This window comes from Streptomyces lasalocidi, from assembly GCF_005280215.1.
GTDB classification, from domain to species: Bacteria; Actinomycetota; Actinomycetes; order Streptomycetales; family Streptomycetaceae; genus Streptomyces; species Streptomyces longwoodensis.
Window position 1 is genome coordinate 835,578 of record NZ_SZNQ01000001.1, and the last position, 24,102, is coordinate 859,679.

21 protein-coding genes are annotated in these 24,102 nt (G+C 74.7%); 7 read left to right on the forward strand and 14 right to left on the reverse strand.

Annotated features, from left to right (window positions below; genetic code table 11):
- The gene (locus tag E4U91_RS03615; protein ID WP_137305183.1) at positions 1 to 414 is read right to left on the reverse strand and encodes an SsgA family sporulation/cell division regulator; all 414 of its coding nucleotides are present in this window, start codon (positions 412 to 414) and stop codon (positions 1 to 3) included.
- A 415-nt stretch (positions 415 to 829) separates the two neighbouring features.
- Between E4U91_RS03615 and E4U91_RS03620 the strand changes: the two genes are divergently transcribed.
- Positions 830 to 2,248, forward strand: coding sequence for a PP2C family protein-serine/threonine phosphatase (locus E4U91_RS03620; RefSeq protein ID WP_137305184.1), 1,419 nt, complete (start codon positions 830 to 832; stop codon positions 2,246 to 2,248).
- 123 nt (positions 2,249 to 2,371) lie between these two features.
- Here the strand turns inward: E4U91_RS03620 and E4U91_RS03625 are convergent, their stop codons facing one another.
- Entirely contained in the window at positions 2,372 to 3,865 is a 1,494-nt protein-coding gene (locus E4U91_RS03625) for a DNA-binding protein NsdB (protein ID WP_137305185.1), read from the reverse strand.
- Positions 3,866 to 4,110: 245 nt separating this feature from the next.
- On the opposite strand from E4U91_RS03625, the gene E4U91_RS03630 reads away from it, so the two are divergent.
- Together E4U91_RS03630 and E4U91_RS03635 are read left to right on the forward strand one after the other, a co-directional pair.
- Positions 4,111 to 5,247, forward strand: coding sequence for an aminoglycoside phosphotransferase family protein (locus E4U91_RS03630; RefSeq protein ID WP_137305186.1), 1,137 nt, complete (start codon positions 4,111 to 4,113; stop codon positions 5,245 to 5,247).
- A gap of 275 nt (positions 5,248 to 5,522) precedes the next feature.
- On the forward strand, positions 5,523 to 7,469 hold the full coding sequence (locus E4U91_RS03635; RefSeq protein ID WP_137305187.1) for an N-acetylmuramoyl-L-alanine amidase: 1,947 nt from the start codon (positions 5,523 to 5,525) through the stop codon (positions 7,467 to 7,469).
- Between the two features lie 16 nt (positions 7,470 to 7,485).
- On the opposite strand, the gene E4U91_RS03640 is transcribed toward E4U91_RS03635, so the two are convergent.
- The 4 genes from E4U91_RS03640 to E4U91_RS03655 all read right to left on the reverse strand — a co-directional run bounded on the left by E4U91_RS03640 (position 7,486) and on the right by E4U91_RS03655 (position 10,404).
- Positions 7,486 to 7,983 carry a hypothetical protein gene (locus tag E4U91_RS03640; RefSeq protein WP_137305188.1) on the reverse strand — a complete coding sequence of 166 codons (498 nt, stop codon included), beginning with the start codon at positions 7,981 to 7,983 and terminating at the stop codon, positions 7,486 to 7,488.
- 106 nt (positions 7,984 to 8,089) lie between these two features.
- On the reverse strand, positions 8,090 to 8,992 hold the full coding sequence (locus E4U91_RS03645) for a universal stress protein (RefSeq protein WP_137305189.1): 903 nt from the start codon (positions 8,990 to 8,992) through the stop codon (positions 8,090 to 8,092).
- A 147-nt stretch (positions 8,993 to 9,139) separates the two neighbouring features.
- Entirely contained in the window at positions 9,140 to 9,382 is a 243-nt protein-coding gene (locus E4U91_RS03650; protein WP_067228882.1) for a DUF397 domain-containing protein, read from the reverse strand.
- A gap of 167 nt (positions 9,383 to 9,549) precedes the next feature.
- On the reverse strand, positions 9,550 to 10,404 hold the full coding sequence (locus tag E4U91_RS03655; protein ID WP_137305190.1) for an alpha/beta fold hydrolase: 855 nt from the start codon (positions 10,402 to 10,404) through the stop codon (positions 9,550 to 9,552).
- Positions 10,405 to 10,592: 188 nt separating this feature from the next.
- Between E4U91_RS03655 and paaK the strand changes: the two genes are divergently transcribed.
- Positions 10,593 to 11,906, forward strand: coding sequence for a phenylacetate--CoA ligase PaaK (gene paaK / locus E4U91_RS03660; protein ID WP_137305191.1), 1,314 nt, complete (start codon positions 10,593 to 10,595; stop codon positions 11,904 to 11,906).
- Positions 11,907 to 11,933: 27 nt separating this feature from the next.
- On the opposite strand, the gene E4U91_RS03665 is transcribed toward paaK, so the two are convergent.
- The 4 genes from E4U91_RS03665 to E4U91_RS03680 form a co-directional block, all read right to left on the reverse strand.
- Positions 11,934 to 13,427, reverse strand: coding sequence for an acyl-CoA synthetase (locus tag E4U91_RS03665; protein WP_137305192.1), 1,494 nt, complete (start codon positions 13,425 to 13,427; stop codon positions 11,934 to 11,936).
- Between the two features lie 143 nt (positions 13,428 to 13,570).
- Positions 13,571 to 13,762 carry a DUF2795 domain-containing protein gene (locus E4U91_RS03670; protein WP_137305193.1) on the reverse strand — a complete coding sequence of 64 codons (192 nt, stop codon included), beginning with the start codon at positions 13,760 to 13,762 and terminating at the stop codon, positions 13,571 to 13,573.
- Positions 13,763 to 13,856: 94 nt separating this feature from the next.
- On the reverse strand, positions 13,857 to 15,425 hold the full coding sequence (locus E4U91_RS03675) for a phytoene desaturase family protein (RefSeq protein WP_137305194.1): 1,569 nt from the start codon (positions 15,423 to 15,425) through the stop codon (positions 13,857 to 13,859).
- Between the two features lie 81 nt (positions 15,426 to 15,506).
- On the reverse strand, positions 15,507 to 15,908 hold the full coding sequence (locus E4U91_RS03680; RefSeq protein WP_137305195.1) for a four-helix bundle copper-binding protein: 402 nt from the start codon (positions 15,906 to 15,908) through the stop codon (positions 15,507 to 15,509).
- A 196-nt stretch (positions 15,909 to 16,104) separates the two neighbouring features.
- Here E4U91_RS03680 and E4U91_RS03685 point away from each other — a divergent pair, with 196 nt between their 5' ends.
- Entirely contained in the window at positions 16,105 to 16,470 is a 366-nt protein-coding gene (locus tag E4U91_RS03685) for a DUF6479 family protein (protein ID WP_174867748.1), read from the forward strand.
- A 33-nt stretch (positions 16,471 to 16,503) separates the two neighbouring features.
- Here the strand turns inward: E4U91_RS03685 and E4U91_RS03690 are convergent, their stop codons facing one another.
- Complete coding sequence (locus E4U91_RS03690) at positions 16,504 to 17,376, reverse strand: fructosamine kinase family protein (protein ID WP_174867749.1); 873 nt, start codon at positions 17,374 to 17,376, stop codon at positions 16,504 to 16,506.
- A 173-nt stretch (positions 17,377 to 17,549) separates the two neighbouring features.
- Between E4U91_RS03690 and ppk2 the strand changes: the two genes are divergently transcribed.
- Entirely contained in the window at positions 17,550 to 18,353 is an 804-nt protein-coding gene (ppk2, locus tag E4U91_RS03695) for a polyphosphate kinase 2 (protein ID WP_137305197.1), read from the forward strand.
- Between the two features lie 334 nt (positions 18,354 to 18,687).
- The gene (locus tag E4U91_RS03700) at positions 18,688 to 20,055 is read left to right on the forward strand and encodes a phosphoribosyltransferase family protein (protein ID WP_137305198.1); all 1,368 of its coding nucleotides are present in this window, start codon (positions 18,688 to 18,690) and stop codon (positions 20,053 to 20,055) included.
- A 27-nt stretch (positions 20,056 to 20,082) separates the two neighbouring features.
- Here the strand turns inward: E4U91_RS03700 and E4U91_RS03705 are convergent, their stop codons facing one another.
- From E4U91_RS03705 to E4U91_RS03715, 3 genes are all read right to left on the reverse strand, one after another.
- Positions 20,083 to 22,467: a phosphoketolase family protein gene (locus E4U91_RS03705; RefSeq protein ID WP_137305199.1), complete on the reverse strand. Its 2,385-nt coding sequence runs from the start codon at positions 22,465 to 22,467 to the stop codon at positions 20,083 to 20,085.
- 139 nt (positions 22,468 to 22,606) lie between these two features.
- Positions 22,607 to 23,086, reverse strand: a complete 480-nt coding sequence (locus tag E4U91_RS03710; protein ID WP_137305200.1) for an RpiB/LacA/LacB family sugar-phosphate isomerase — start codon at positions 23,084 to 23,086, stop codon at positions 22,607 to 22,609.
- 9 nt (positions 23,087 to 23,095) lie between these two features.
- Positions 23,096 to 24,082, reverse strand: a complete 987-nt coding sequence (locus E4U91_RS03715) for an SCO6745 family protein (RefSeq protein WP_241678500.1) — start codon at positions 24,080 to 24,082, stop codon at positions 23,096 to 23,098.
- Positions 24,083 to 24,102: the final 20 nt, after the last annotated feature.

Below are 24,102 nucleotides of genomic sequence, written 5' to 3' on the forward strand. Positions count from 1 at the left end.
TCAGACGCCGTCGAAGAGGGCGCTGAGCCCGCGGTCGACGACGGCGCCGACGTCCTCCTGGCCGGCCGCCACCACGGCGTAGCTGCGCAGCAGGAAGCGGCGCAGCGCGGCCGTGTCGAACTGGACCAGCGCCAGGCCGTGCGGCGAGTGCAGCTCCAGCACCGTGCGTTCCGGACCGCAGGGCCAGATCCGCACGTCCCCCGTGCCGGCCGAGCCGCCCAGTCCGTCCTCCAGCAGCGCGCGGCCGAAGGTCCAGGTGCAGCACTCGCCGTCCAGGCTGACCTCCGGCGGGAAGTCGACGTGGACCGCCAGCGGGTCGCCCGAGGCGTAGCGCAGGGTGGCCGCGACGGGCAGCTCCCGCTCCTCGGCGGTGATCAGCCGGGCCTGGGCGGATTGTTCAAGGGTGATGTCCATGTCTCTACGAGCACGCAGGGGGTCGGCTCCGTACACCGCAGCGGCCCCCAATTGATGTGACCTGCATCACAGTTCAACGGTCGGGCCCCTCCCGAGGCGCCTCTCGCGGCCCCGCCGCTCCGGCTCCGCCGGCGCGGCGGGGCACCCCGCCTCAAACGCATGAGCGACGAACACCTGACCGGTGGACCGGCGAGCCCCTCACGTCCCTCAAGTCGCGTACATGCCCTACGACTTGGCCGGGCCGGGAGGTACGCCACCAGCGCACCCGGAACGGTCCCGGAAGACCCTGGCATATGCCGGAAGCACCACCGTATCGTGTGTCGCCGAATCCCTTACACGGCGTCGCGGGCTGTGCAACAGTCGTAACGGCCCTATCGCCCACCCCGGCCCCGCCGTCCCCGCATCGGAGCGCGTCATGCCGTCCCACCTCTCTGCGGATCGCCCCGCCGCCCAGCCGCCCGGACGCGGCTCGGTGGAGGCACTGATCTCGCAGACGCGACGCCTCAAGGGCGAGGTGGACGCCGTACGACGCGACGCACAGGGCGACGGGGCCGATCCGCAGGGGCGGTGGCGGCGCGCCCTGTACGACCTCGCCCTGCACCAACTCGACGACCTCGACCAGCACTTGGCACAGCTGCGCGAAGGGCCCCCGGCGCCGCCCGCCCCGGACACCGACAGTGACGGCGCCCCCGGCCCCGCGCTCACGGGCGGCGCCCTGCTGAGCCGGGTCGGCAGCGCCGAGTGGAACCTGCTGACGGACGAGGCCGTGTGGTCCGACGAGTTGTACGAGATCCTCGGGCGCGACCCGGCCGCCCCCGCGCTCACCCTGGACGAACTGCCGTCCCTGGTCCTGGAGGAGGACCGGCCACGGCTCACGGCGATGGTGACGGACTGCCTCGTCGACGCCCGGCCCATCGACGGGGAGTTCCGCGTGCGCACCGGCGGCGAGGTCCGCGTCGTGCACATGATGGGCGAACCCGTGCTCGCCGCCGACGGCAGCGCCGCCGCGATGTGGGCGGTGCTGCGGGACGTCAGCGCGCTGCGCCGCAGCCGCCAGGCGGTGGGCGAGACCTGTGACGCGCTGCACCGGCGGGACCGGGTGCGGACCGGCCACCGGGTCGCGGTCGAGCTGCAGGAAGCCGTCCTTCCCCCGTGGCACGGCTTCCTGCGGCTCCCGCACCGAGGACCCCGCTCGCTCGACGTCGCCGCCCACCACCTGCCCGCCGCGACGGGTTCACCGACCGGTGGCGACTGGTGCGACGCACTCGAACTGTCCGACGGCCAGACGCTGTTGAGCGTCGGCGACCTGACCGGGCACGGCCCCGCCGTCACCTCCGGCACGGCGATGCTGCTGGGCGCCCTGCGCGGTATGGCGCTGGCCGGCACCGGGCCCGACCGGCTGATGGCCCTGCTGAACCAGTTGCTCGACGGCGGTGTCCAGCCCGCCCTGGGCAGCGCCGTGTGCTGCCGGTACCGCCCCGAGGACCGCACCCTGACCTGGGCGCAGGCCGGACACCCCGCCCCGCTGCTGTTCCGCGACGGGACGGGGCGCCGGCTCACCCCGCCGGACGGCGTGCTCCTCGGCGCCACCGCGGGCGCCGTCTACGGACAGGCCGAGGAGCGGCTGCGGGAGGGCGACCTGCTCCTGCTGCACACCGACGGGCTGGCGCCCGGGCACGGCGGCCCACCGGCCGCACAGCGCCTCCTCGACCTCGCCCCGCACCTGACCGGGGCGCGCACCGCACAGGACTGCGTACGGCTGCTCGTGGCCGAGTTCGGCGGGGCCGCGCGGACGGACGACGCGTGTGTGCTGGCGGCCCGGGTGACCTCCTGAGCCATTCCCCTCCGCACCCCCCGCCTGACACCTGCACGACGGGCACCTGCACGTCCGGCACCTCCGTGCCCGGCGCCTTCACGTCCGGCACCTCCATGCCTGACGCCTTCACGTCAGGCGCCTTCACGCGGGTGCCGAACCGCCCCTGCTCCCCTTCGTCCTGGGCAGCGCCAGCATGATCTCCTCGCGGAGTTCGCTGATCTTCGGGCAGGTGGAGTACTGCGCGGTGAGCCGGTACATCTCGCGCAGCCGGTCCCAGGTGCGGCGCGAGGAGTTGGCCCCCATCGACATCAGGGCCAACCGGGCGTAGCGCGCCGCCTGTTCCGGGTCGTCGGCGATGAAACAGGCCGAGGCCATGGACAGGTGGTCGAAGATCTTCGACCGCTCCCGCCCGTCGACCCGCAGCGCCAGTGCCTTCTCGGCGTAGTGCTGGGCGTGCACGGCGGCCCCCGGCTCGAACTCGGCCAGCGTGCGGTAGGCCAGCGCCTGCATGCCGTACAGGTCCTCGGCCTTGAACGTCTGCATCCAGGGCGGCGGTTCCACGTCGCCCCGGTCGGCGACGAACAGGTCCTCGGCCCGGCCGAGCGTGCGGCGCATGGCCTGGCCCTTGCCCATCGACGCCTGCGCCCACGCCTCGATGGTGTGGAACATGGCCCGGGTGCGGGGCAGGACCCGGTCGCCGGAGCCGGACTGGGCGAGCTTCATGAGGTCCATGGCCTCGTCGGGCCGGCCCAGGTGCACCATCTGGCGGGCGGCGCGGGACAGGGCCTCGCCGGCCCGGGGCCGGTCGCCGCCCTCGCGGGCCGCGTGCGCGGCGATGACGAAGTACTTCTGCGCCGTGGGCTCCAGGCCGACGTCGTGCGACATCCAGCCCGCGAGGACGGCGAGGTTGGCGGCGACGCCCCACAGGCGCCGCTGGAGGTGCGACGGGTGGTGGTAGGCGAGCATGCCGCCCACCTCGTTGAGCTGGCCGACCACCGCCTTGCGCTGGAGGCCGCCGCCGCGAGCGGCGTCCCAGGCGCGGAACACCTCGACGGAGCGCTCCAGTTCCTCGACTTCCTCGTGCCCGACGGGGGCGGCCTCGTAGCGGTCGAACCCGGCGGGGTCGGCGTGGAGGGGACGGTCGATGACGGGAGCGTCGGCGGACAGGGTCGGATCGGTGTGCAGCCAGTCGTACATGGCGCTGCTGAGTGCGGAGCCCGCGGTGAGCGCGACACCCGCGCCCACCAAGCCGCGTCGGTTGAGCATGAGGTCCATTCCCGTGAATTCGGTGAGGACCGCGGCGGTCCGCTCGGGCGCCCACGGCACACCGTCGGGATGTTCCGCATTCCCGTCGCCCTGCCGTTTCCCCGTGCGCCCGTGCCGGACCAGACCGAGGTCCTCGATGGTCACGACACGGCCGAGACGCTCGGTGAACAGGGCCGCCAGCACCCGCGGCACCGGATCGCGCGGGATCTCGCCCGTGTCGATCCACCGCCGTACCCGCGAGGTGTCGGTCGCCAGCTGGGGGTGGCCCATGGCCGCCGCCTGCCGGTTGACCAGCCTCGCGAGTTCCCCCTTGGACCAGCCGGCCAGGCCGAACAGGTCCGCGAGGCGGGTGTTGGGTTGTCCGCTCACGTCAAAGCCCCCAGGTTCTCGGCTGAGTTGACAGTAGCCCCGGCACAGTTGCCGGGCGACTATTCGCCAGGGTTCGCCAGGGTGCGCCAGATGGTGTGCCACGGGACACCGGGTGTCAGGTAGACATGCGCCACCCCGACCCGGCCGCTTGTCACATGACGGACGCACTTCCCCAGGGTGCAACCGGGCGGCCGGCCGGGGCAGCGCATTCGATGTCGAGGCGCACGAAGGGATCTGGTTCGCCCATGTACACAGCATCGTCCTCCGTGTCCGCACCGCTCCGGCCGCTCCGCCCCCGCCAGGGCGGTGGCCCCTACCTCGACCCCTCCGTGCGGTCGGCGCCGCCCGCGCTGGTGGGCCGCCAGCGCCGCCCGCCGGGGCTCGGGGCCCAACCGCTCAGCGGGAGACTCGACCTGTCCGGTCCGCAGGGCGCCCAGCTGCGCACCGCGCTCGCGTCGGTGCACCGGATCTGTCCGGAGTTCGCGCCCGTGCAGGTGCTGCGCCGCAGCGGGCGCTCGGTGCTCCTGGTCGGCACGACCGGCCGCAGCACGGCCGTCGCCAAGTGCTTACTGGACCCCTCCCCCGCCTGGTCGCAGCACATCCGGCACGAAATAGCCGCGTACCGCACGTTCGTCCGGCACCGCCCCCCGGTGCGGGCGCCGAGGCTGATCGCGGCGGACCCGGACAACTGCACGCTGGTCATCGAGCGGATGCCCGGACGGGCGGCCGCGCTGACCCGGCACCCCCTCCAGGCCCCGCCCCGCGCGGACATCAGGGCGACGCTCGGCGCGATCTGCCGGCTCAACGCCTGGCGGCCCCCGGCGGGCACCTTCGACGCGCCGCTGGACTACGCGGCCTGCGTCTCCCGCTACCACGAGCTCGGCCTGCTCACCGACCGGGACCTGGGCGACCTGCAGAAGCTGCTGCACGGCATCGCGGCGAGCGCGGGCCGCCACGGCATGGGCCAGTTCTGCCACGGCGACGCGCTGCTGTCGAACGTCCTGCTGTCCCCGGCCGGCCCGGTGCTGGTGGACTGGGAGCACGCGGGCTGGTACCTGCCGGGCTACGACCTCGCCACGCTCTGGTCGGTCCTCGGCGACGCGCCGGTGGCACGCCGTCAGATCAGCCAGATCGCCCAGTCGGCGGGTCCCGCCGCCCGCGACGCCTTCCTGGTGAACCTGATGCTGGTGCTGACCCGGGAGATCCGCACCTACGAGACGGCCGTGCAGCGTTCCCTGCACGAGGCGGCCCCGGCGGCACCGGCGGCGGCCCAGCCGGGCGCCGCGCCGTCCGGTGAGGAACAGCGGCTGCTGCTGCGGCGGTTGCACGACGACTGCCAGCTCGCCCGGCGGGCGGTGCGCGCCGCAGTCGGCACCCGCTGAGGGGACGGACGGTCCGTGCTGCGCCACGAACGAGGGCGCACCACGGACGTCCGTCCGTCCGGACTCCTTCGCGCCCGCCCGCGGCACCCCCATTGGTGTAAGCCACTGACGCGTCGCAGGCCCGCGGGCCGCCGCCACGAAACTCGCCGAACCCCCTGGTGACGAGGGAAATCACCGGTGTGTGGGCATGATTGACGGATCGTCGGCCAGCCGATACCACTGACACGCTCGGCCCCGCCCGCACCCCCACGCACCCCCCGTTCCAGGAGGCCGCTTTGCGAGGATCCCTCACCCCCACCCGGAGAACCGCCGGCACGGCGGCGGCCGCAGCCCTCCTGCTGCCGCTGCTCGGCGCGGCCCCTTCGGGCGCGTCGCCGTCGGAGCCGGCCGCCTCCGGCACCCTCCAGCAGGCGTTCGCCGACGCCGCCGCCGAGTACCACGTGCCGCAGAGCGTGCTGCTGGGCGTCTCCTACCTCCAGTCCCGCTGGGACGCGCACGCCGGAGCCCCCAGCGTGACCGGCGGCTACGGCCCCATGCACCTCACCGACGCGCGCACCGCGCTCGCCACGGCCGAGCACCACGCCACGGGTACGGAGGACGCGCGCGGCGACAGCGCCCGCCCGGCCCTGCGCCCCGAGGCGACGCTGCCGGAGGCCGACGAGCTGCCCGCCCGTCTGAAGACCCTGCCCGAGGCCGCCGGGCTGACCGGGCGGAGCGCCGCGGACCTGCGCACCGACCCGGGGGCGAACATCGAGGGCGGCGCCGCCCTGCTGGCAGCCGACCAGCGCGCGCTCGGCGAACCCCTCAGCGCCGACCCGGCCGACTGGTACGGCGCGGTGGCCCGCTTCTCCGGCGCCGACGACACGGCGACCGCGGCCGCCTACGCCGACGACGTGTACGACGTGATCCGCTCCGGCGCCCGCCGCACCACGGACTCCGGCGAACCGGTCGCCCTGGCGGCGCGGCCGGGCCTGGAGCCCGACACCCGCCAGCTGCGGCGCACCGGGCTGCGCGCGGGCTCGGCGGAGGGCACCGAGTGCCCCGCGTCGGTGTCGTGCGAGTGGATCCCGGCGCCCTACGAGCAGTTCGGCGACAACGACTACGGCAACCACGACCTGGGCGACCGCCCGGCCTCGCAGCGCATCCGGTACATCGTCGTCCACGACACCGAGGGCGCCTGGGAGGGCGTGCTCAACCTGGTGCAGGACCCGACCTACGTGTCCTGGAACTACACGCTGCGCTCCACCGACGGCCACATCGCCCAGCACGTGAAGGCGAAGGACGTGGCCTGGCACGCCGGCAACTGGTACGTGAACGCGGCCTCGATCGGCCTGGAGCACGAGGGCTTCCTCGCCGCGCCGGACGCCTGGTACACGGAGGCGATGTACCGCGCCTCGGCCCGGCTGGTGAAGTACCTCTCCGTCCAGTACGGCATCCCGCTGGACCGGCAGCACATCCTGGGCCACGACACCGTGCCCGGGCCGACCACGTCGACCGTGCCGGGCATGCACACCGACCCGGGCCCGTACTGGGACTGGGCGCACTACTTCCAGCTGCTGGGCCACCCGTTGCGGCCGATGCCCACCAAGAGCCGTTCCGTGGTGACGATCCGGCCCGACTACGCGGCCAACCAGCCGGTGTACACGGGCTGCACGACCGCGGGCCAGCCGTGCGCGACGCACGGGTCGAGCGAGGTGCGGCTGTACTCCGACCACGACGAGAACGCGCCGCTGATCAAGGACATCGGCCTGGGCACGACCCCGACGACCGGCGTCAACGACCTGTCCTCGCGGGTCTCGACGGGCCAGCAGTACGCGGTGGCCGACCGCTGGGGCGACTGGACGGCGATCTGGTACCTCGGGCAGAAGGCGTGGTTCCGCAACCCGGCCGAGCAGCCGACGGCGGTGCCCGCGGCGGGCCTGGTGATCACGCCGAAGGAGGGACGGGACAGCATTCCCGTGTACGGCCGGGCGTACCCGGAGGCGTCCGCCTACGCCGAGGGCGTGCCGGCGCAGGCGGTGTCGCCGCTGCGGTACACGGTGCCCAAGGGCCAGCGGTACGTGGTGGGCGACCGGGTGCCGGGTGAGTACTACTACGCGGTCACCTTCACGACCGACTCGCACCGGGTGGTCGTCGGCAAGGACCTGTACTACGAGATCCAGTACGGCCACCGGGTGGCGTTCGTCCGGGCGGCGGACGTGGACGTCGTCCCGGCGGCCTAGCGCCGCGGGACCGGCCTCAGCCCTGCTGGAACAGCTCCGCCGGGAGCGGCTTCAGCAGGGCGTACAGGTCGTCCGTGATGGGGCGGTCCCAGGCCGCGATGGTGACCAGGACGTTGTCGCTGCGGTCGAACTGGACGCAGGAGATGCGGCCCTCGGAGAGCTTGAGGCGGCGCACGATCAGCAGGTTGTCGCCCTGCATGACCGGGACGTCCTCGACGCCGACGACGGTCACCTCCTCGTCGTTGCCCAGCGCGACGAGCAGCTGGGCCACCTCGAACGGCACCTCGCCCTCGGCGACCTCGCGGGCCGGGGAGCCCTCGGGCAGGTTGCCGATGATCATCGCGGGGCCGCGGCCGCCGAAGAGGTCGTAGCGCAGGTAGACCCCCTGGCAGCTGCCGTCGGGGGCGGGCAGCAGGCCGGCGCCGAGGTTGCCGGGCCAGTCGCCCGGGTCCATGGCCAGTACGTCGAAGTCGGGCCCGGCGGGCGTGGCGCTGCGGCGGCGGAGGAACGACATGCCGCCATGGTACGGGTCCGGGGCCCCTCGACGCCGTGCGGGCCGCGCGTCCGTGGCGCCGGTGCCGGGGTGCGCGCGGGGCGGGCCGCCGGGGGTGCGGCGCGGCTCATTCCTCCACGGGTGTCGGGGGCACCACGACGACGGGGCTCGCCGTGTGCAGCAGGACGGCGTGGGTGACGGAGCCCAGCATGCGGGTGGGCGCGAGCAGGCGGCGGCGATGGCGGCCGACGACCACCAGGTCGGCGTCCTGGGAGGCGGCGACCAGGTGTCCCGCGGCGTCGCCGGGTGCCGGGTGGGCGTCGGCGCGGACGCCGGGGTGGCGTTGGCGGTGGGGGGCGAGGAAGCCCTCGGCCAGGGTGCGGGTCTCGTTCTCGATCACGTCCTGGTCCACGCCGGCCGGGACGAGTTCGCCGGGCGCCGACCAGGTCTGGACGGGCCAGGGGTAGGCGGCGACCGCCTGGACCCGGGCACCGCGCAGGGCGGCCTCGGTGAACGCGAGGTCGAGGGTGCCGTCGTCGGGGGCGTCGACCTTCAGGCCGACGACCACGCGCGGCCCGGGCTCCTGGGGGACCGCGTCGTCGACCTGGCGGCCGGGCCGGGGCACCACGACGACCGGGCACTCGGCGTCCCGGGCCGCGGTCAGCCCGTTGGAGCCGAGCAGCAGGCTGGCGAAGCCGCCGCGGCCGCGCGAGCCGAGCACCAGCAGCCGCGCCTCCGCGCCGAGCCCGGGCAGCAGTCCGCCGGGCGCGCCGTCGAGGGCGACGTACTCGGTGTCCGGCACCTCCCCCGCGGCCTCGACGCGGGCCCGGGCGTCCAGCAGCACGGGGTCCTCGTCCGGGGCGGGCGGCACCACGATGGGCGCACCGGGCTGGGTCCACGCGGCGTAGTGGCGTACGTGTGCCACGCGCAGCGGCGCGTCATGCAGGCGTGCGGCGTCGAGGGCCCAGTCGAGGGCGCGCAGACTGTCGTCGGACCCGTCGACCGCCGCGACCACCGGCAGACTGCTCATGATCCTCACCTCCGGAGTGCGACCGTGCTCCTGCTGGGGTCACCTTCGCGCAGGTGTCCGCCCCGGCAGGGCCTCGCCGCGTCGCGTGTCCGGAAAACGGGCCACAACCCGCCCGGATGGCGCTCCGGCCGCAGGGGTCGCGGCGGATCAGGTGAGGTCGAACTCCCCTTCCCGCGCCCCCGACACGAACGCGCCCCACTCGGCGGGCGTGAAGATCAGGGAAGGGCTCTCGGGCCGGCGGCTGTTGCGCATCGCGATGAATCCCTCGACGAAGGCGATCTGGACATCCCCCAGGCCGCGGCTGCTGGACTGCCACTCGGCGTTGCTGAGGTCCAGCTCCGGCTTGTCCCAGCCCACGACCCGCTGCTGCTGGATGGTGCTCTCGGCCACGTCCGTGCTCCTCCCGGTTCCGTCGTCCGCGGCCAGCCTAGCGAGGGTCCCGTACCGCGGACAGAGCACATGAGCGGGACTTCCCGGACTTCGGGGACCTGACGCCTCGACGCGCCGCGCGGGCTAAGCGGTCCGGGGGTGTGACGGGGCGTCAGCGGAACCGGCCGTCACTCTCGCGGCGCCGCCGCCCCGGCCAGGAACGCGTCGACCTGCGCCGAGAACCACTCGGGGTCGTCGAGCCAGGGGTAGTGACCGGCGCCGGGCTGGACGACGGAGCGGGCGTCGGGGAAGGCCTCGGCCGCCCGGCGCGCCAGGTCGGGCCGGGGGCCGCCGTCGAGGGCGCCGGCGAGGACGAGCACCGGGGCCGTGCACCGGGCCAGCGCGGCCCGGGTGGCCGGTGGGTCGTAGGCGCCCTCGGAGCCGTAGACCTCGGCGGCGGCGTCGTTGCACTGCTCGTCGGCGGCCGCGTCGTGCGCGCGAGCCGCGGCGTCCCAGCGGCCGTGGAAGAAGGGCGAGACGACCGGGTCGTACTCCGCCGGGTCCCGCAGCCACGCCTCGAACGCCGGGAACGCCCCCGCGAACCAGGGCTCCCCCCGGCGCAGCCGTGCGGCGGCGAGCCGGTCCTCGGCCGTGGGCCGGCAGCCCAGCGCCCAGGGGATGGCGGTCACGAGCACCAGCCGTGCGACGCGCTCGGGATGACGGGCCGCGTACAGCATCGCCAGGCTGCCGCCGGCGGAGTGGGCGAGCAGGTCCATCCGCTCCAGGCCGAGGTGCCGGCGCAGGGCCTCCACGTCGTCCACCAGGCGGTCGCAGCGGTACGTCGCCGGGTCGGCCGGCACCTCGGAGTCACCGGTGCCCCGCAGGTCGAGGAGGTGCAGCCGCCGGCGGTCGGTGAGACCGCCGAGGTCCCCGAGGTAGGCGGAGGCCCGCATGGGGCCGCCCGGCAGGACGACGAGCGGCGGGCCCTCCCCCCGGACGTGGAGGGCGAGGCGGGTCCCGTCGGGCGCGGTGAAGGTCGGCATACCGCGAGATCCTCCGCTCGCGGGCCGGGCGTCCGCAACGGGATGGCCGGGGGCGAGAAACTCGTCCCGGGCTCTTGCCAGCGGGCCGGGGTGCCTGAATTACTGATCCCAGGCGACTCGACCGAATGATCGGTCGCCCGGTATGGCGTAGTGGTACGGGTTCGGTACGGTTCGGGGGAGTGGCGTCCATGGTGGAGACGCGGGACCTGTGGGACGCGGGGGAACGGCTCGACGTGGAGGCGCTGCGGGCGCTGCAACTGGAGCGGCTGCGGGCGTCGTTGGAGCACGCGTACGCCAATGTGCCGTTCTACCGGGAGTCGTTCGACAAGGCCGGTGTCCGTCCCGAGGACTGCCGGTCCCTCGGCGACCTGGCCCGCTTCCCGTTCACCACCAAGGCGGACCTGCGCGAGCATTACCCGTACGGGATGTTCGCCGTGCCGCGCGACCGCATCCGCCGGCTGCACGCCTCCAGCGGCACGACCGGGCGGCCGACGGTGGTCGGCTACACCGACGCCGACCTCGGCACGTGGTCCGACATGGTGGCCCGTTCGATCCGCGCGGCGGGCGGGCGGCCCGGCGACACGGTGCACATCGCCTACGGCTACGGCCTGTTCACCGGCGGCCTGGGCGCCCACTACGGCGCCGAGCGGCTCGGCTGCACCGTCGTCCCCGCGTCCGGCGGCATGACGTCCCGTCAGGTGCAGCTGATCCAGGACCTGGAGCCCCGGATCATCATGGTCACCCCGTCCTACATGCTCACCCTGCTCGACGAGTTCGAGCGCCAGGGCGTCGATCCCCGCTCCACCTCGCTGGAGGTCGGCGTCTTCGGGGCGGAGCCGTGGACCGAGGAGATGCGGCGGGAGATCGAGGAGCGGTTCGGGATCGACGCCGTGGACATCTACGGCCTGTCGGAGGTGATGGGCCCCGGCGTCGCGCAGGAGTGCGTGGAGACCAAGGACGGGCTGCACATCTGGGAGGACCACTTCTACCCGGAGGTCGTCGACCCGTTCACCGGCGAGGTCCTGCCGGAGGGCGAGGAGGGCGAGCTGGTCTTCACCTCGCTCACCAAGGAGGCCATGCCCGTCGTCCGCTACCGCACCCGGGACCTGACCCGGCTGCTGCCGGGCACGGCACGGGTGTTCCGCCGGATGCACAAGGTGACCGGCCGCAGCGACGACATGGTGATCCTGCGCGGGGTGAACCTCTTCCCCACCCAGATCGAGGAGATCGTGCTGCGCACCCCGGGCGTCGCCCCGCACTTCCAGCTCCGCCTGACCCGCGAGGGCCGCCTCGACGCCCTCACCGTCCGCGCCGAGGCCCGCCCGGACGCCTCCCCCGAGGACCGGGTGACCGCCGCCCGCTCCATCGCGGCGGCCGTCAAGGACGGCATCGGCGTCTCGGTCGCGGTGGAGATCGTCGACCCGGAGTCGCTCGAACGCTCGGTGGGCAAGATCCGCCGAATCGTAGACGAGAGGGTCGAGCGGGTCGAGCGGCCGCGCTGATCGCGGGGAGCGCCCGTTCCCGGCCGCTCACGCGAACCGGTCGCGCAGTTCCCGCTTGAGGATCTTGCCGCTGGCGTTGCGGGGCAGCGCGTCCACGAACAGCACCCGCTTGGGCGCCTTGAAGGGGGGCAGCCCCGCCCGGGCGTGGGCGATCAGTTCCTGCTCGGTCACCTCGCCGCGGGGCACCACCACCGCCGTGATGGCCTCGATCCACTTCTCGTCGGGCAACCCGACGACCGCGACCTCGGCGACTCCCTCGTGGGTGTACAGCGCGTCCTCGACCTGCCGCGAGGCGACCAGCACACCGCCGGAGTTGATGACGTCCTTCACCCGGTCGACGATCGTGAAGTAGCCGTGGGCGTCGCGGACCGCGAGGTCGCCGGAGCGGAACCAGCCGTCGCGGAACGCCTCGGCGGTCTCCTCGGGCTTGTCCCAGTAGCCCTCGCACAGCTGCGGCGAGCGGTAGACGATCTCGCCGGGCGTGCCGTCCGGCACCTCCTTGCCGTCCTCGTCCACCACGCGCGCGTCGACGAACAGGACGGGCCGCCCGCAGGAGTCCATGCGGCCCCGGTGCTCGTCGGGGGCCAGGACGGTGGCCAGCGGGCCGATCTCGCTCTGCCCGAAGCAGTTGTAGAAGGCGAGTTCCGGCAGCCGTGCGCGCAGCCGCTCCAGGACCGGGACCGGCATGATCGACGCCCCGTAGTACGCCTTGCGCAGGCCACTGAGGTCCCGTTCGGCGAAGTCGGGGCGGTTGGCCAGGCCGATCCACACGGTGGGCGGGGCGAACAGGCTGTCCGCGCGGCCCTGTTCGATCAGGTCGAACAGCCGGTCGCCGTCGGGCGCGTCCAGGATGACGTTGGTCGCGCCGACGGCCAGGTACGGCAGCAGGAAGACGTGCATCTGCGCCGAGTGGTAGAGCGGCAGCGAGTGCACGGGCCGGTCGCCGGCGCTGAGGTCGAGGGCGGTGATGGCGCTCAGGTACTCGTGGACCAGGGCCCGGTGGGTCATCATCGCGCCCTTGGGCAGGGCCGTCGTCCCCGAGGTGTACAGCAGTTGCACCAGGTCCTCGCTCCGCGGCTCGGGCCCGTCGTAGGGGGGCGCGTCGGCGAGCCGGGCGAGGAGGGCGTCGTCGGTGTCGCGCAGGGCCAGCGCGGGCGTGCCGTCCGGGAGCCGGCCGGCCAGGCCGGGGTCGGTGAGGACCAGGGCGCTGCCCGACTGGCGGACCAGGTAGGCGAGGTCGTCGCCGGTGAGGTTCTGGTTGACGGGCACGTGCACCAGGCCGGCCCGGGCGCAGGCGAGGAACGCGATGAGGTAGGCGTCGGAGTTGTGGCCGTAGGCGCCGACGCGGTCGCCGGGGGCGAGGCCCCGGGCGAGCAGGACGGCCGCCGCCCGGGAGACGGCGTCGTCGAGTTCCTGGTAGGTCCAGGTGCGGTCGCGGTACTCGACCGCGACGCGCGCCGGGGTGCGCCGGGCGCTGCGCCGCAGCACCCCGTCGACCGTACTGCCGTGTCCGGGCGTCATGGCCTTGATCCTCGGCGCGCCACCGGCGGGGGTCAAGCCGCCTGCGCGGGGGGCTCGGCGGCGGCGGGCACGCCGTGGCCGCCGTCCCCGGCCGGGGACGGCGGCCACGGCGGTGAGATGCTCCAGGGGACCCGGGTCGGCGGTCAGCCGCTGAACACCGCCTTCTGCACCTCGTTGGGTCCGTCGAAGTGGTCCTGGTGCAGACCGTCGAGGGAGCTGACGACCCTGTCGTCCGCGTCGTTGCGGCGGGCGCAGTCGACGAGGTCCTTCTTCTCCGCCGGGTACTCCATGCCGTTGAGGGCCTTCTGGAGGTCGATCGGGCTGAGGTCCGCCATGACATCCTCCTGCGCTATGCGATATGCCGGATTCGTACAGACTTGTCGCAGTACCCGGTCCCGGCTGCCCCATGCGACCCGACCGACCCGCCGCTCAGGGGACGTCCTGCTTCAGGACCGCCATGGCCGCGTTGTGGCCCGGCACCCCGCTGACGCCTCCCCCGCGCACCGCGCCCGCGCCGCACAGCAGCACGTTGGGGTGGCGGGTCTCCACGCCCCAGCGGCCGGTGCCGTCCTGGGCCCAGGGCCAGGACAGGGCGCGGTGGAAGATGTTGCCGCCGGGCAGGCCGAGGTCGCGCTCCAGGTCGAGCGGGGACCTCGCCTCGATGCAGGGCCGGCCGTCCGCGTCGGTGGCCAGGCAGTCGGCGAGCGGCTCGGCGAGGTGGGCGTCGAGCTGGGCGAGGGTGCGCCGCAGCAGTTCCTCGCGCACCGCGTCGTTGTCCCGCTCGAAGAGCCGGGCGGGGGCGTGCAGGCCGAAGAGGGTGAGGGTGTGGTGGCCCTCGGCGACCAGGTCGGGGCCGAGGATCGTCGGGTCGGTCAGGGAGTGGCAGTAGATCTCCGAGGGCGGCGCGGCGGGCAGTTCCCCGGCAGTCGCGCGGGCGTGGGCCTCGGCGAGCTGCTCGTAGCCCTCGGCGATGTGGAAGGTGCCGGCGAACGCCTCGCGCGGGTCGACGGAGGTGTCCCGCAGTCTGGGCAACCGCTTGAGCAGCATGTTCACCTTCAGCTGCGCCCCCTCGGCGGGGGCCGGCGGGGTGTCGCCGGTGAGGGCGGCGAGGGCCTGCGGGGAGGCGCCGACGAGGACGTGCCGGGCGGCGGCGGCCCCCTCGCCGTCGGCGCTGCGCCAGCTGACCTCGGCGTTGCGGCCGTCGGTGTCGATCCGCACGGCCTCGTGACCGGTGGCGATCACGGCACCGGCGGCGCGGGCGGCGTCGGCCAGCGCGTCGGTGAGGGCGCCCATGCCGCCGACGGGCACGTCCCAGGCGCCGGTCCCGCCGCCGATCACGTGGTAGAGGAAGCAGCGGTTCTGGGCCAGCGTGGGGTCGTGGGCGTCGGCGAAGGTGCCGATCAGGGCGTCGGTCAGGACCACGCCCCGTACGAGGTCGTCGCTGAAGCGCTCTTCGACGGCGACGCCGATCGGCTCCTCGAACAGGGCCCGCCAGGCCTCCTCGTCGTCGACGCGGCGGCGCAGCTCCTCGCGGGTGGGCAGGGGCTCGGTGAGGGTGGGGAACACCGAGCGGGCGACCCGTCCGGTCAGGGCGTAGAACCGCTGCCAGGCGTCGAACTCGCGGTCACCGCCGGTCAGCCGCGCGAACGCCTCCCGGGTGCGCCGCTCGCCCCCGCCGACCAGGAGGCCGGTCGGGTGCCCGGCGCGCTCCACGGGCGTGTACGAGGAGATGTCGCGCGTGCGCAGCCGGAAGTCCAGCCCGAGGTCCTGGACGATCTTCGCGGGCAGCAGGCTGACCAGGTACGAGTAGCGCGACAGGCGGGCGTCGACGCCGGCGAAGGGGCGGGTGGAGACCGCGGCGCCGCCGGTGTGGCCGAGCCGTTCCAGGACCAGCACGGACCGGCCGGCGCGGGCCAGGTAGGCCGCCGCGACCAGGCCGTTGTGGCCGCCGCCGACGATGACGGCGTCGTAGCTGCGGGATCCCTCGTGTGCGGACATGGTCCTTGGTAACACGCGGTGATCCGCTCCGGCCAGGGTGCGGCGTCCGCCTCCCGTGGCGGCGCGGCGGGTGGCGGGAGGTCAGCGCAACGTGTCCAGGAAGGTCGTGCACGCCCGGGCGCACGCCCGGCACGCCGCCGCCGCTTCCTCCGCGCCGGGGTACGCGTCGAAGACGTGCGCGGTCTCCAGGCAGACGGTGCGGCACCACTCCAGTTGGACGCGGATGCCGTCCTCGTCCTGGCGGTTCTCCTCGGAGAGGACGCGGCACGTCGCGTCGCACACCTCGGCGCACATGATCCCCTTGCGCCGTGCCAGTTCCTGCTGTTCGGTGCCGTCCGGGTCCACGAGGCTCGCACGCATCGCGCAGGAACGTGCACACTCGGTGCACGCCTGGGCGCACGCGAAGCGCTCCTCCAGGAAACGGAAGAGCTCCTGCTGGTGCTGCCGTTCCTGTCGCTCCTGCTGCTCCTGCCGCGATGTCATCCAGGTCACGCTGCGCGGGTAGCCGCCGGCCCCGGCCCCAAACCCCGCCGCCACAACGGCGGATGCGGGCGCGGGTCGGGCGGGCGGCGCCGGCCGGCCGGGCACCGTCCGGAGCCGCTCGGCGACCCTCCGTACCGTCGTCGTGGTCGGTTCCGTTATCGCGGTTTGCGTCCGATTCAAGGGGTATTGCACCGTTATGACTACCGCATCCATGCAACTGGCCGCGCCGAGCGGTCTGCTCAGTCTCGGGCTGTTCCTCGTCGCCATGGCCCTGCTGGCCCTGCTGGGCGGCGGCTTCTGGCTGGGCTACCGGGTCAAGATGAACGAGTCGCCGCGGCCGCGCCCCGAGGAGCAGCCGCAGCTGCCGCCGGACGGCCCGGTCCACGAGATCCGGGAGAATCGCGAGCCCGACGACGTGCCGCAGATCCCGAAGGGCGAACGCCCGCTCACCCCGTACGAGCTGACCAACATGCGCACGCGGACGAGCGCCTCGACGACCCGGCCGCGCTGGAGCAAGGGCAGCAGCGGGTCGTTCGGCGGCGGCGGTCTGGGAGCGCACTGATCCTCGCCCGGTGAGCCGGAGGGCGCCCCGGTCTCACCCCGCCGCCCGCGCCACCGCGAGCGCCTGGTCGGCGTACGGGCGGCCGAACAGCACGGCGTGCACGAGCAGGGGGAAGAGCTGGTGCAGGCCGGTCCGTTCGCGCCAGCCGTCGGCGAGGGGGGCCTCCTCCTGGTAGCCGTCGAGCACCCGGTCCAGGTCGGGGCAGCCGAACAGGTGGAGCATCGCCAGGTCGGTCTCGCGGTGTCCGCCGTGCGCGGCGGGGTCGATGAGCCAGGCCCGGCCGTCGGCGTCCCACAGGACGTTGCCGTTCCACAGGTCGCCGTGCAGCCGCGCCGGGGGCTCGGCGGGTCCGGCCAGGCCCGGCAGCCGTGCGCACAGCCGCTCCAGCTCGGCCGCCTCACGGGGGCGGAGGGTGCCGTCGTCGACGGCGGTGCGCAGGTAGGGCAGGACGCGGTGCTCGGCGTACCAGGTCGGCCAGTCGTCGCCGGGGACGTTGCGCATCGGCGCGCGTCCGATGGACGCCTCGCGCGGTCCCCCCGGCGGCGGGGCGCCGAACGCCGGGGCGCCGGCGGCGTGCAGGGCGGCCAGCTCGCGGCCCAGCCGCACGGCCCCTTGCTTCGTGGGCCGGCCGTCGGGCACCGGGTCCATGATCAGCCAGTGCTCGTCGTGGCCGTGCACCGCGGGGACCGGGACGGCGCCCGCCCGGGCCAGCCAGCGCAGCCCGGCCGCCTCGGCCCGTACGGCGTCCGGGCCGTCCCCCCACTTCACGACCACGGTGCGCCCGTCGTCCAGGTCGACCGCGCCCACGGCGCCGGAGAGCGGGCGGTGGCGCAGGGCACGGGCCGTGATGAAGCGGGCAGCGGCGTCGAGGGGGCCGTCGGCGGCGGTGGGCTGACCGTGGGGCACGGCGCCCAGGATAGTGGGGGGGGGCGGGGCGTCCGCCGTGGCGCCCGGCGAGGTGTCCGCACTGCGGCAGCCCAGGATGACGAGTCGGGCCGGGGCCTGTTGTGTCGCGGATCCCCGCCGGGCTTCCTACACTGCGAGCGTCCAGCGGAACGCGGCGAGGGGAGTCGGACGGTATGGCCGAGCAGAAGGCGGCGAAGCTGTCGGGCAAGGTCTACGAGAGCGAACTGCTGCGGTTGCAGATGGAGTTGGTGAAGCTCCAGGAGTGGGTGCGGGCCGAGGGCAAGCGTCTGGTCGTGGTGTTCGAGGGGCGTGACGCGGCCGGCAAGGGCGGCACCATCAAGCGGGTCACCGAGCACCTCAACCCGCGCGTCGCGCGGATCGCGGCCCTGCCCAAGCCGACCGAGCGCCAGCGCAGCCAGTGGTACTTCCAGCGCTACGTCGAGCAGTTGCCGGCCGGCGGGGAGATCGTGCTGTTCGACCGCTCCTGGTACAACCGGGCCGGCGTGGAGCACGTGATGGGCTTCTGCACCAAGGCCGAGCACCAGCTGTTCCTGCGCCAGTGCCCGGTCTTCGAGCGGATGCTGGTGGAGGACGGGATCCTGCTGCGCAAGTACTGGTTCTCGGTCAGCGACACGGAGCAGCAGGACCGCTTCCGCAAGCGGCTGGAGGACCCGCTGCGCCGGTGGAAGCTGTCCGCCATGGACCTGGAGTCGATCACCCGCTGGGAGGCGTACTCCCGGGCCAAGGACGAGATGATGGTCCACACCGACATCCCCGAGGCGCCCTGGTACCACGTGGAGAGCGACGACAAGAAGCGGGCGCGGCTGAACATGATCGCCCACCTGCTGGACTCGGTGCCCTACCGCGAGGTCCCCCCGGCGGTCCTCGACCTCCCGGAGCGGCCCGGGCCGACCGGGTACGTGCGCACCCCGCGCGACCTCCAGACCTACGTCCCGGACCACGCCGCGACCTTGTGACGGGCGCCCGCGGGCGCTCCCGCCGGTGACGCGACCCCCGAGAGGCCTGGTGGTGCCCGGGTCGGTGTGGTGTGCTGGAAGGAGGACGGGAAGGGCGACGCCGGACGACCCGTGCGAGCGGCCGCCGGGCGGCCGCGCACCGCACCCTCCGGGTTCGCGACGAGCGACGGTCCTCCCGCCCCCACGCGGCCGACCCCGCCCCCGCACGCGCGCCGGCCCGTACGACACGGCCAGCGGCGGCCCGTGCATGGTGATCTGCCGGCCCTGCCGGGCGCACCCCGTGCGGGCGGCGTGGCCGCGGCGAGGAGCGGCGGCCCGTGCAAGGAGGTGGCCCATGCGGTTCGTGGACCGGACGGAGGCGGGGCGCCTGCTCGCCCGGCGGCTGGAGCACCTGCGGGGCCGGGACGTGGTGGTCCTCGGCCTGGCACCCGGCGGCATGCCCGTGGCGCGGGAAGTGGCCCGGCACCTCGGGGCGGCCCTGGACGTGCTCGTGGTGCGCGCGCTCGGCGTGCCCTGGCAGCCGGAACTCGCCTTCGGCGCCGTGGGGGAACAGGGGGTGCGCGTCCTCGACGAGGACGTGATCCGGCACGTCGCCCTGGCACCGGAGGACCAGCGGGCCGTGGAGCGGGCCGAGCGAGCCGAGGTCGCCCGGCTGACCCGCCGCTACCGCGGGGAGCGGGCGCCCGAGCCGGTGGCCGGGCGGACCGTGGTGGTCACGGACGAGGGCATGGCCGACGGCGTCACCGCGTCGGCGGCCTGCCGGGCCGTGCGCGCCCGCGGCGCCGTCCACGTCCTGCTGGCCGTGCCGGTCGCCCCCGAGCGGGCCCTGGCCCGGCTGCACCCGGTGGCCGACCAGGTGGTCTGCCTCCAGCCGCTGCGCCACCTCGGCTCGGTGGGCGCCTGGTACCGCTCCTTCCCCCGGATCGAGGACGACACGGTGACCGGCGCGCGGGCCCGGCCGATACGGGAGCCCGGGGCACCGGCCGCCGGGGGCGCGCCGACGGTGCCGCCCGGGGCGGCCGGCGGGGAGGTCCACGCCGAGGCCGAGGCGGTGGAGCGGGACGTGCCCGCCGGGCCGGTGCGGCTGCGGGCCCGGCTCACCGTGCCGGACGCGGCGTACGGCCTGGTCGTGCTCGCCCACGGCGACTGCCTCGGCGGCGCCACCGCGTGCGACTGTCCCGGCCACCGGCACGTCGCCGCCCTGCTGGTCCGGGCCGGCCTGGCCGCGCTGCTGCTCGACCTGGTGACCCGGGAGGAGGCCCGCGACCGGCACCTGCCGTTCGACATCGTGCTGCTCGCCCGCCGGCTGCGGGCGGCGACGCGGTGGGCGCGCGACGAGATCCGGCTCCCGGTGGCCTACTTCGGGTCCGGGACGGCGGCCGCGGCGGCGCTGGAGGCCGTGGCGCTCGATCCCGGGATCCGTGCCGTCGTCTGCTGCGGCGGCCGCCCCGACCTGGCCAGCCCGGCCACGCTGGCCGCGGTCCACGTCCCCACGCTGCTCGCGGTCGGCTCCCGGGACGCCCGGGTCCTGTGCCTCAACCGGCTCGCCGCGGACTGGATGCACTGCGAGCACCGGGTCGCCGTGCTCCCCGGCGCCGGGCCCGTGCCGGAGGACCCCGCCGCGCGGGACGAGGTCGCCCGGCTGGCGCGGGAGTGGGTCACGGCCCACCTCGGGGCCGCGACGGGCACACCGGTCGGCTGAGCGCGGACCCGGCGGAAGCGCGGGCGCTCAGCCCTCCCAGGTCCAGTCGGCGACCTCGGGCAGGTCGGTACCGTGCTCGCGGATCCACTCGCGGTGGCGCAGGCGGGTGTCCTCCATCCGCTGGCGTACGCCCGCGGCGCGCACCGCGAGTCCGGGGACGCGGTCGATGACGTCCATGACGAGGCGGTAGCGGTCGAGGTCGTTGCCGACGACCATGTCGAACGGGGTGGTCGTGGTGCCGACCTCCTTGTAGCCGCGCACGTGCAGGTGGCCGTGGCCGGTGCGGCGGTAGGCGAGGCGGTGGATGAGCCACGGGTAGCCGTGGTACGCGAAGATGACCGGCCGGTCGGCGGTGAACAGCCCGTCGTACTCGAAGTCGCTCATGCCGTGCGGGTGTTCCTCGGCCGGCAGCAGCCGGGCGATGTCGACGACGTTGACCACGCGCACGGCGAGGCCGGGCAGATGACGGCGGATCAGCTGGGCGGCGGCCAGGACCTCCAGGGTGGGGACGTCACCGGCGCAGCCGAGGACCACGTCGGGCTCCCGGTCGCCGGTCTCGGTGCCGGCCCACTCCCAGATGCCGGCGCCGCGGGCGCAGTGCACCCGGGCCTGGTCCATGGTCAGCCAGTCGAAGCAGGGCTGCTTGCCGGCCACGATCACGTTGACGTAGTCGCGGCTGCGCAGGGCGTGGTCGGCCACGGACAGCAGGGTGTTGGCGTCCGGCGGCAGGTAGACCCGCACGGCCTCGGGGCTCTTGTTGAGGACGTGGTCGACGAAGCCGGGGTCCTGGTGGGAGAAGCCGTTGTGGTCCTGGCGCCACACGTGGGAGGTGAGGAGGTAGTTGAGGGAGGCGATGGGGGCGCGCCAGGGCAGCCGGCGGGTGACGCGCAGCCACTTGATGTGCTGGTTGACCATCGAGTCGACGATGTGCACGAACGCCTCGTAGCAGGAGAACAGTCCGTGCCGGCCGGTCAGCAGGTAGCCCTCCAGCCAGCCCTGGCAGGTGTGTTCGGAGAGGATCTCCATCACGCGGCCGTGCCGGTCGAGGTGTTCGTCGACCGGGAGGGTCTGCGCCTGCCACGCCTTGCCGCTGGCGGCGTACACGGCCTGGAGCCGGTTGGAGGCCGTCTCGTCGGGGCCGACGAGGCGGAAGTCGCGGCGGTCGGCGGTGGCGCGCATGACGTCCTCGAGCAGGTCGCCGAGGACGCGGGTGGGTTCGTGAAGGGTGGTGCCGGGCTTGTCGACGGCCACGGCATAGGTGTCCAGGTCGGGCATCGGCAGGGCGCGCAGCAGCAGGCCGCCGTTGGCGTGCGGGGTGGCGCCCAGGCGGCGGGTGCCCGCCGGGACGCAGGCGACGACGTCGGGACGGGGCGCGCCGCGCTCGTCGAAGAGCTCCTCGGGCCGGTAGGAACGCAGCCACGCCTCCAGCCGGCGCAGGTGCTCGGGATTGTCGCGGACCGCGGACAGCGGGACCTGGTGGGCACGCCAGGTGCCCTCGACGGGCAGTCCGTCGACCTCGGCGGGCCCGGTCCAGCCCTTGGGGGTGCGCAGCACGATCACCGGCCAGCGGGGCCGCTCGGCGGTGCGGCCCTCCCGGGCGGCGCGCTGGAGGGCGGCGATGCGGTCCAGGGCGGTGTCCATCGCCCCGGCCATCGCCCGGTGCACGGCGGCCGGGTCGTCGCCCGTGACGTGGAGGGGGTCGTGGCCGTAGCCGCGCAGCAGCTCGTCGAGTTCGGGCTCGGGGAGGCGGGCCAGCACCGTCGGGTTGGCGATCTTGTAGCCGTTGAGGTGGAGGATCGGCAGGACGGCGCCGTCGTGGACGGGGTCGAGGAACTTGTTGGAGTGCCAGGACGCGGCGAGCGGGCCGGTCTCGGCCTCGCCGTCGCCGATGACGCAGGCCACCACCAGGTCGGGGTTGTCCAGGGCGGCCCCGTACGCGTGCGAGAGGGAGTAGCCGAGCTCGCCGCCCTCGTGGATGGAGCCGGGCGTCTCGGGCGCGACGTGGCTGGGCACGCCGCCCGGGAAGGAGAACTGCTTGAACAGCCGGGCCATGCCGGTGGCGTCCTGCGGGACGTCCGGGTAGACCTCGCTGTACGACCCCTCCAGCCAGGAGTTGGCGACCACGGCCGGCCCGCCGTGCCCGGGGCCCCAGACGCACAGCGCGTTCAGGTCGCGGGCCTTGATCACGCGGTTGAGGTGGGTGTGCACGAGGTTGAGGCCGGGCGAGGTGCCCCAGTGCCCGAGCAGGCGGGGCTTGACGTGTTCGGGGCGCAGCGGCTCGGTGAGGAGCGGGTTGGCCATGAGGTAGATCTGGCCGACGGACAGGTAGTTCGCGGCGCGCCAGTGGGCGTCGAGCGTCCTCAGTTCGTCGTCGGTGAGCACGGTGGACGCCTGCCGGGGGTCGACGGACATGCTGGTCCCCTTCCGGGTCGCGGTGCGGTGGGCGGGGTGCCGTGGCGCACCCGTCCACCCTCTCCCGACCGCCGGGTACCCGACAGGGCCGGCCGACCCATTCGGGCGACCCCGGTCGGCCCGGGCGGCGCCGCGCGCCTCAGGCGCCGCGCTCCCCCGGCCCCGCCCCGTCGGCCCTGGTCCGGTCCAGTCCGTCCACGTGGGCCACGTTGCCCCGGTCCTCCGGGTCCTCGCTCGGGACGGCCGTGAACCAGGCGTCCAGGATCTCCGTCAGCAGCGGTCCGGAGGTCAGGCGCAGGCTCAGGGCGAGGACGTTGGCGTCGTTCCAGCGGCGCGCTCCGTCGGCCGTGGCGCCGTCGGTGCACAGCGCCGCCCGCACTCCGGGCACCTTGTTCGCGGCGATCGAGGCGCCCGTGCCGGTCCAGCAGCACACCACGGCCTGGTCGGCGCGCCCGTCGGCCACGTCCCGCGCCGCCCGCGCCGAGCACACGGCCCACTGGGGATCGTCGCCCGGCACCAGCGCCCCGTGGGCGACCACGTCGTGCCCCCGCTCGCGCAGCTGTGCGACCAGCGCGCGGGCCACGGGTTCGTCCATGTCGGAGGAGACGGAGATGCGCATACGGCGAGCCTAACCGCCGGGGGCGGTGGGGGGTACGGGCGTCTCGCGCGGGGCAGGCGGTCGGGTCCGCGACACCTTCTGCCAGGTCCTGTCCGACTCGGCGCTCGGGCTCGGCACCGGCCGGCCGGTCCATACCCCGTCGGTCAGGCCGACCGGGTTGCCGGACGGGATCAGACCCGTGTCCAGCACCGTCCTGGCCAGCGGGGCGAGCAGGTCGGCGAGGCGTGCGGTGGCGTCGGCGCCGAGGGTCCGCCAGGGGCGGGCGGCCGCCGCGTCGGTCTCCGCCTCGATCCGGGCACGGGCCGCCGCACCGGGCGCGGTGAGGCGTCCGTCGGCGTCCAGCCAGCCCCGGTCGCGCAGTTCCTCTACGGCCGTCCCCCACGCCTCGGCGTCCCACTTGCGGCCCAGGCGCAGGAGGTCCGCGTCGGACTCCCCGGCGGCGACCTTGAGGACCATGGCGGCCACGGGGCCGACGCCGTGGGCGACGAGGACGGCGATGTGCCCGTCACCGCGGTGCTCGCGCAGGGTCGTCAGGGCCTGCCACAGCCGTACGTGGGGCAGGGCCGGCCGGTCGAGGGCCTGGTTGGCGGCGCCGAGCACCCGCCCCGCGGTGTCGGCGGCCTCGGCGGCCCGCCAGGCCAGGTCGGCGGCCTCGGTAAGGTCGGCGGAGGCGACGCGTTCGGCGCCGTACACCCGGGTGAGGGCGGCGTCCATGGCCCGCTCCCGGGCGGCTACGACCGCGGCCGGGTCGGCGCACCCCCAGGCGTCGGGCAGGGCGCCCGCCACGCGGGCCGGGTGGAAGACGTAGAAGGCGCCGGTGACGACGGGGGCGGGCACGGGGCCGAGGGGGGCGGCGCGCAGCGCGAAGTAGCCCATCCAGAAGCCGCGCATCCCGAGGCCGTCCGCGGCCTCGCGGGCCTCGGGGCTGAAGTAGACCAGGTCGTGCACCGGTTCCCCGAGCTCCCACATCGTGCGCGCGACGCCGACGCCGTCCATGTGCTGCCCCTTCCGCCGGG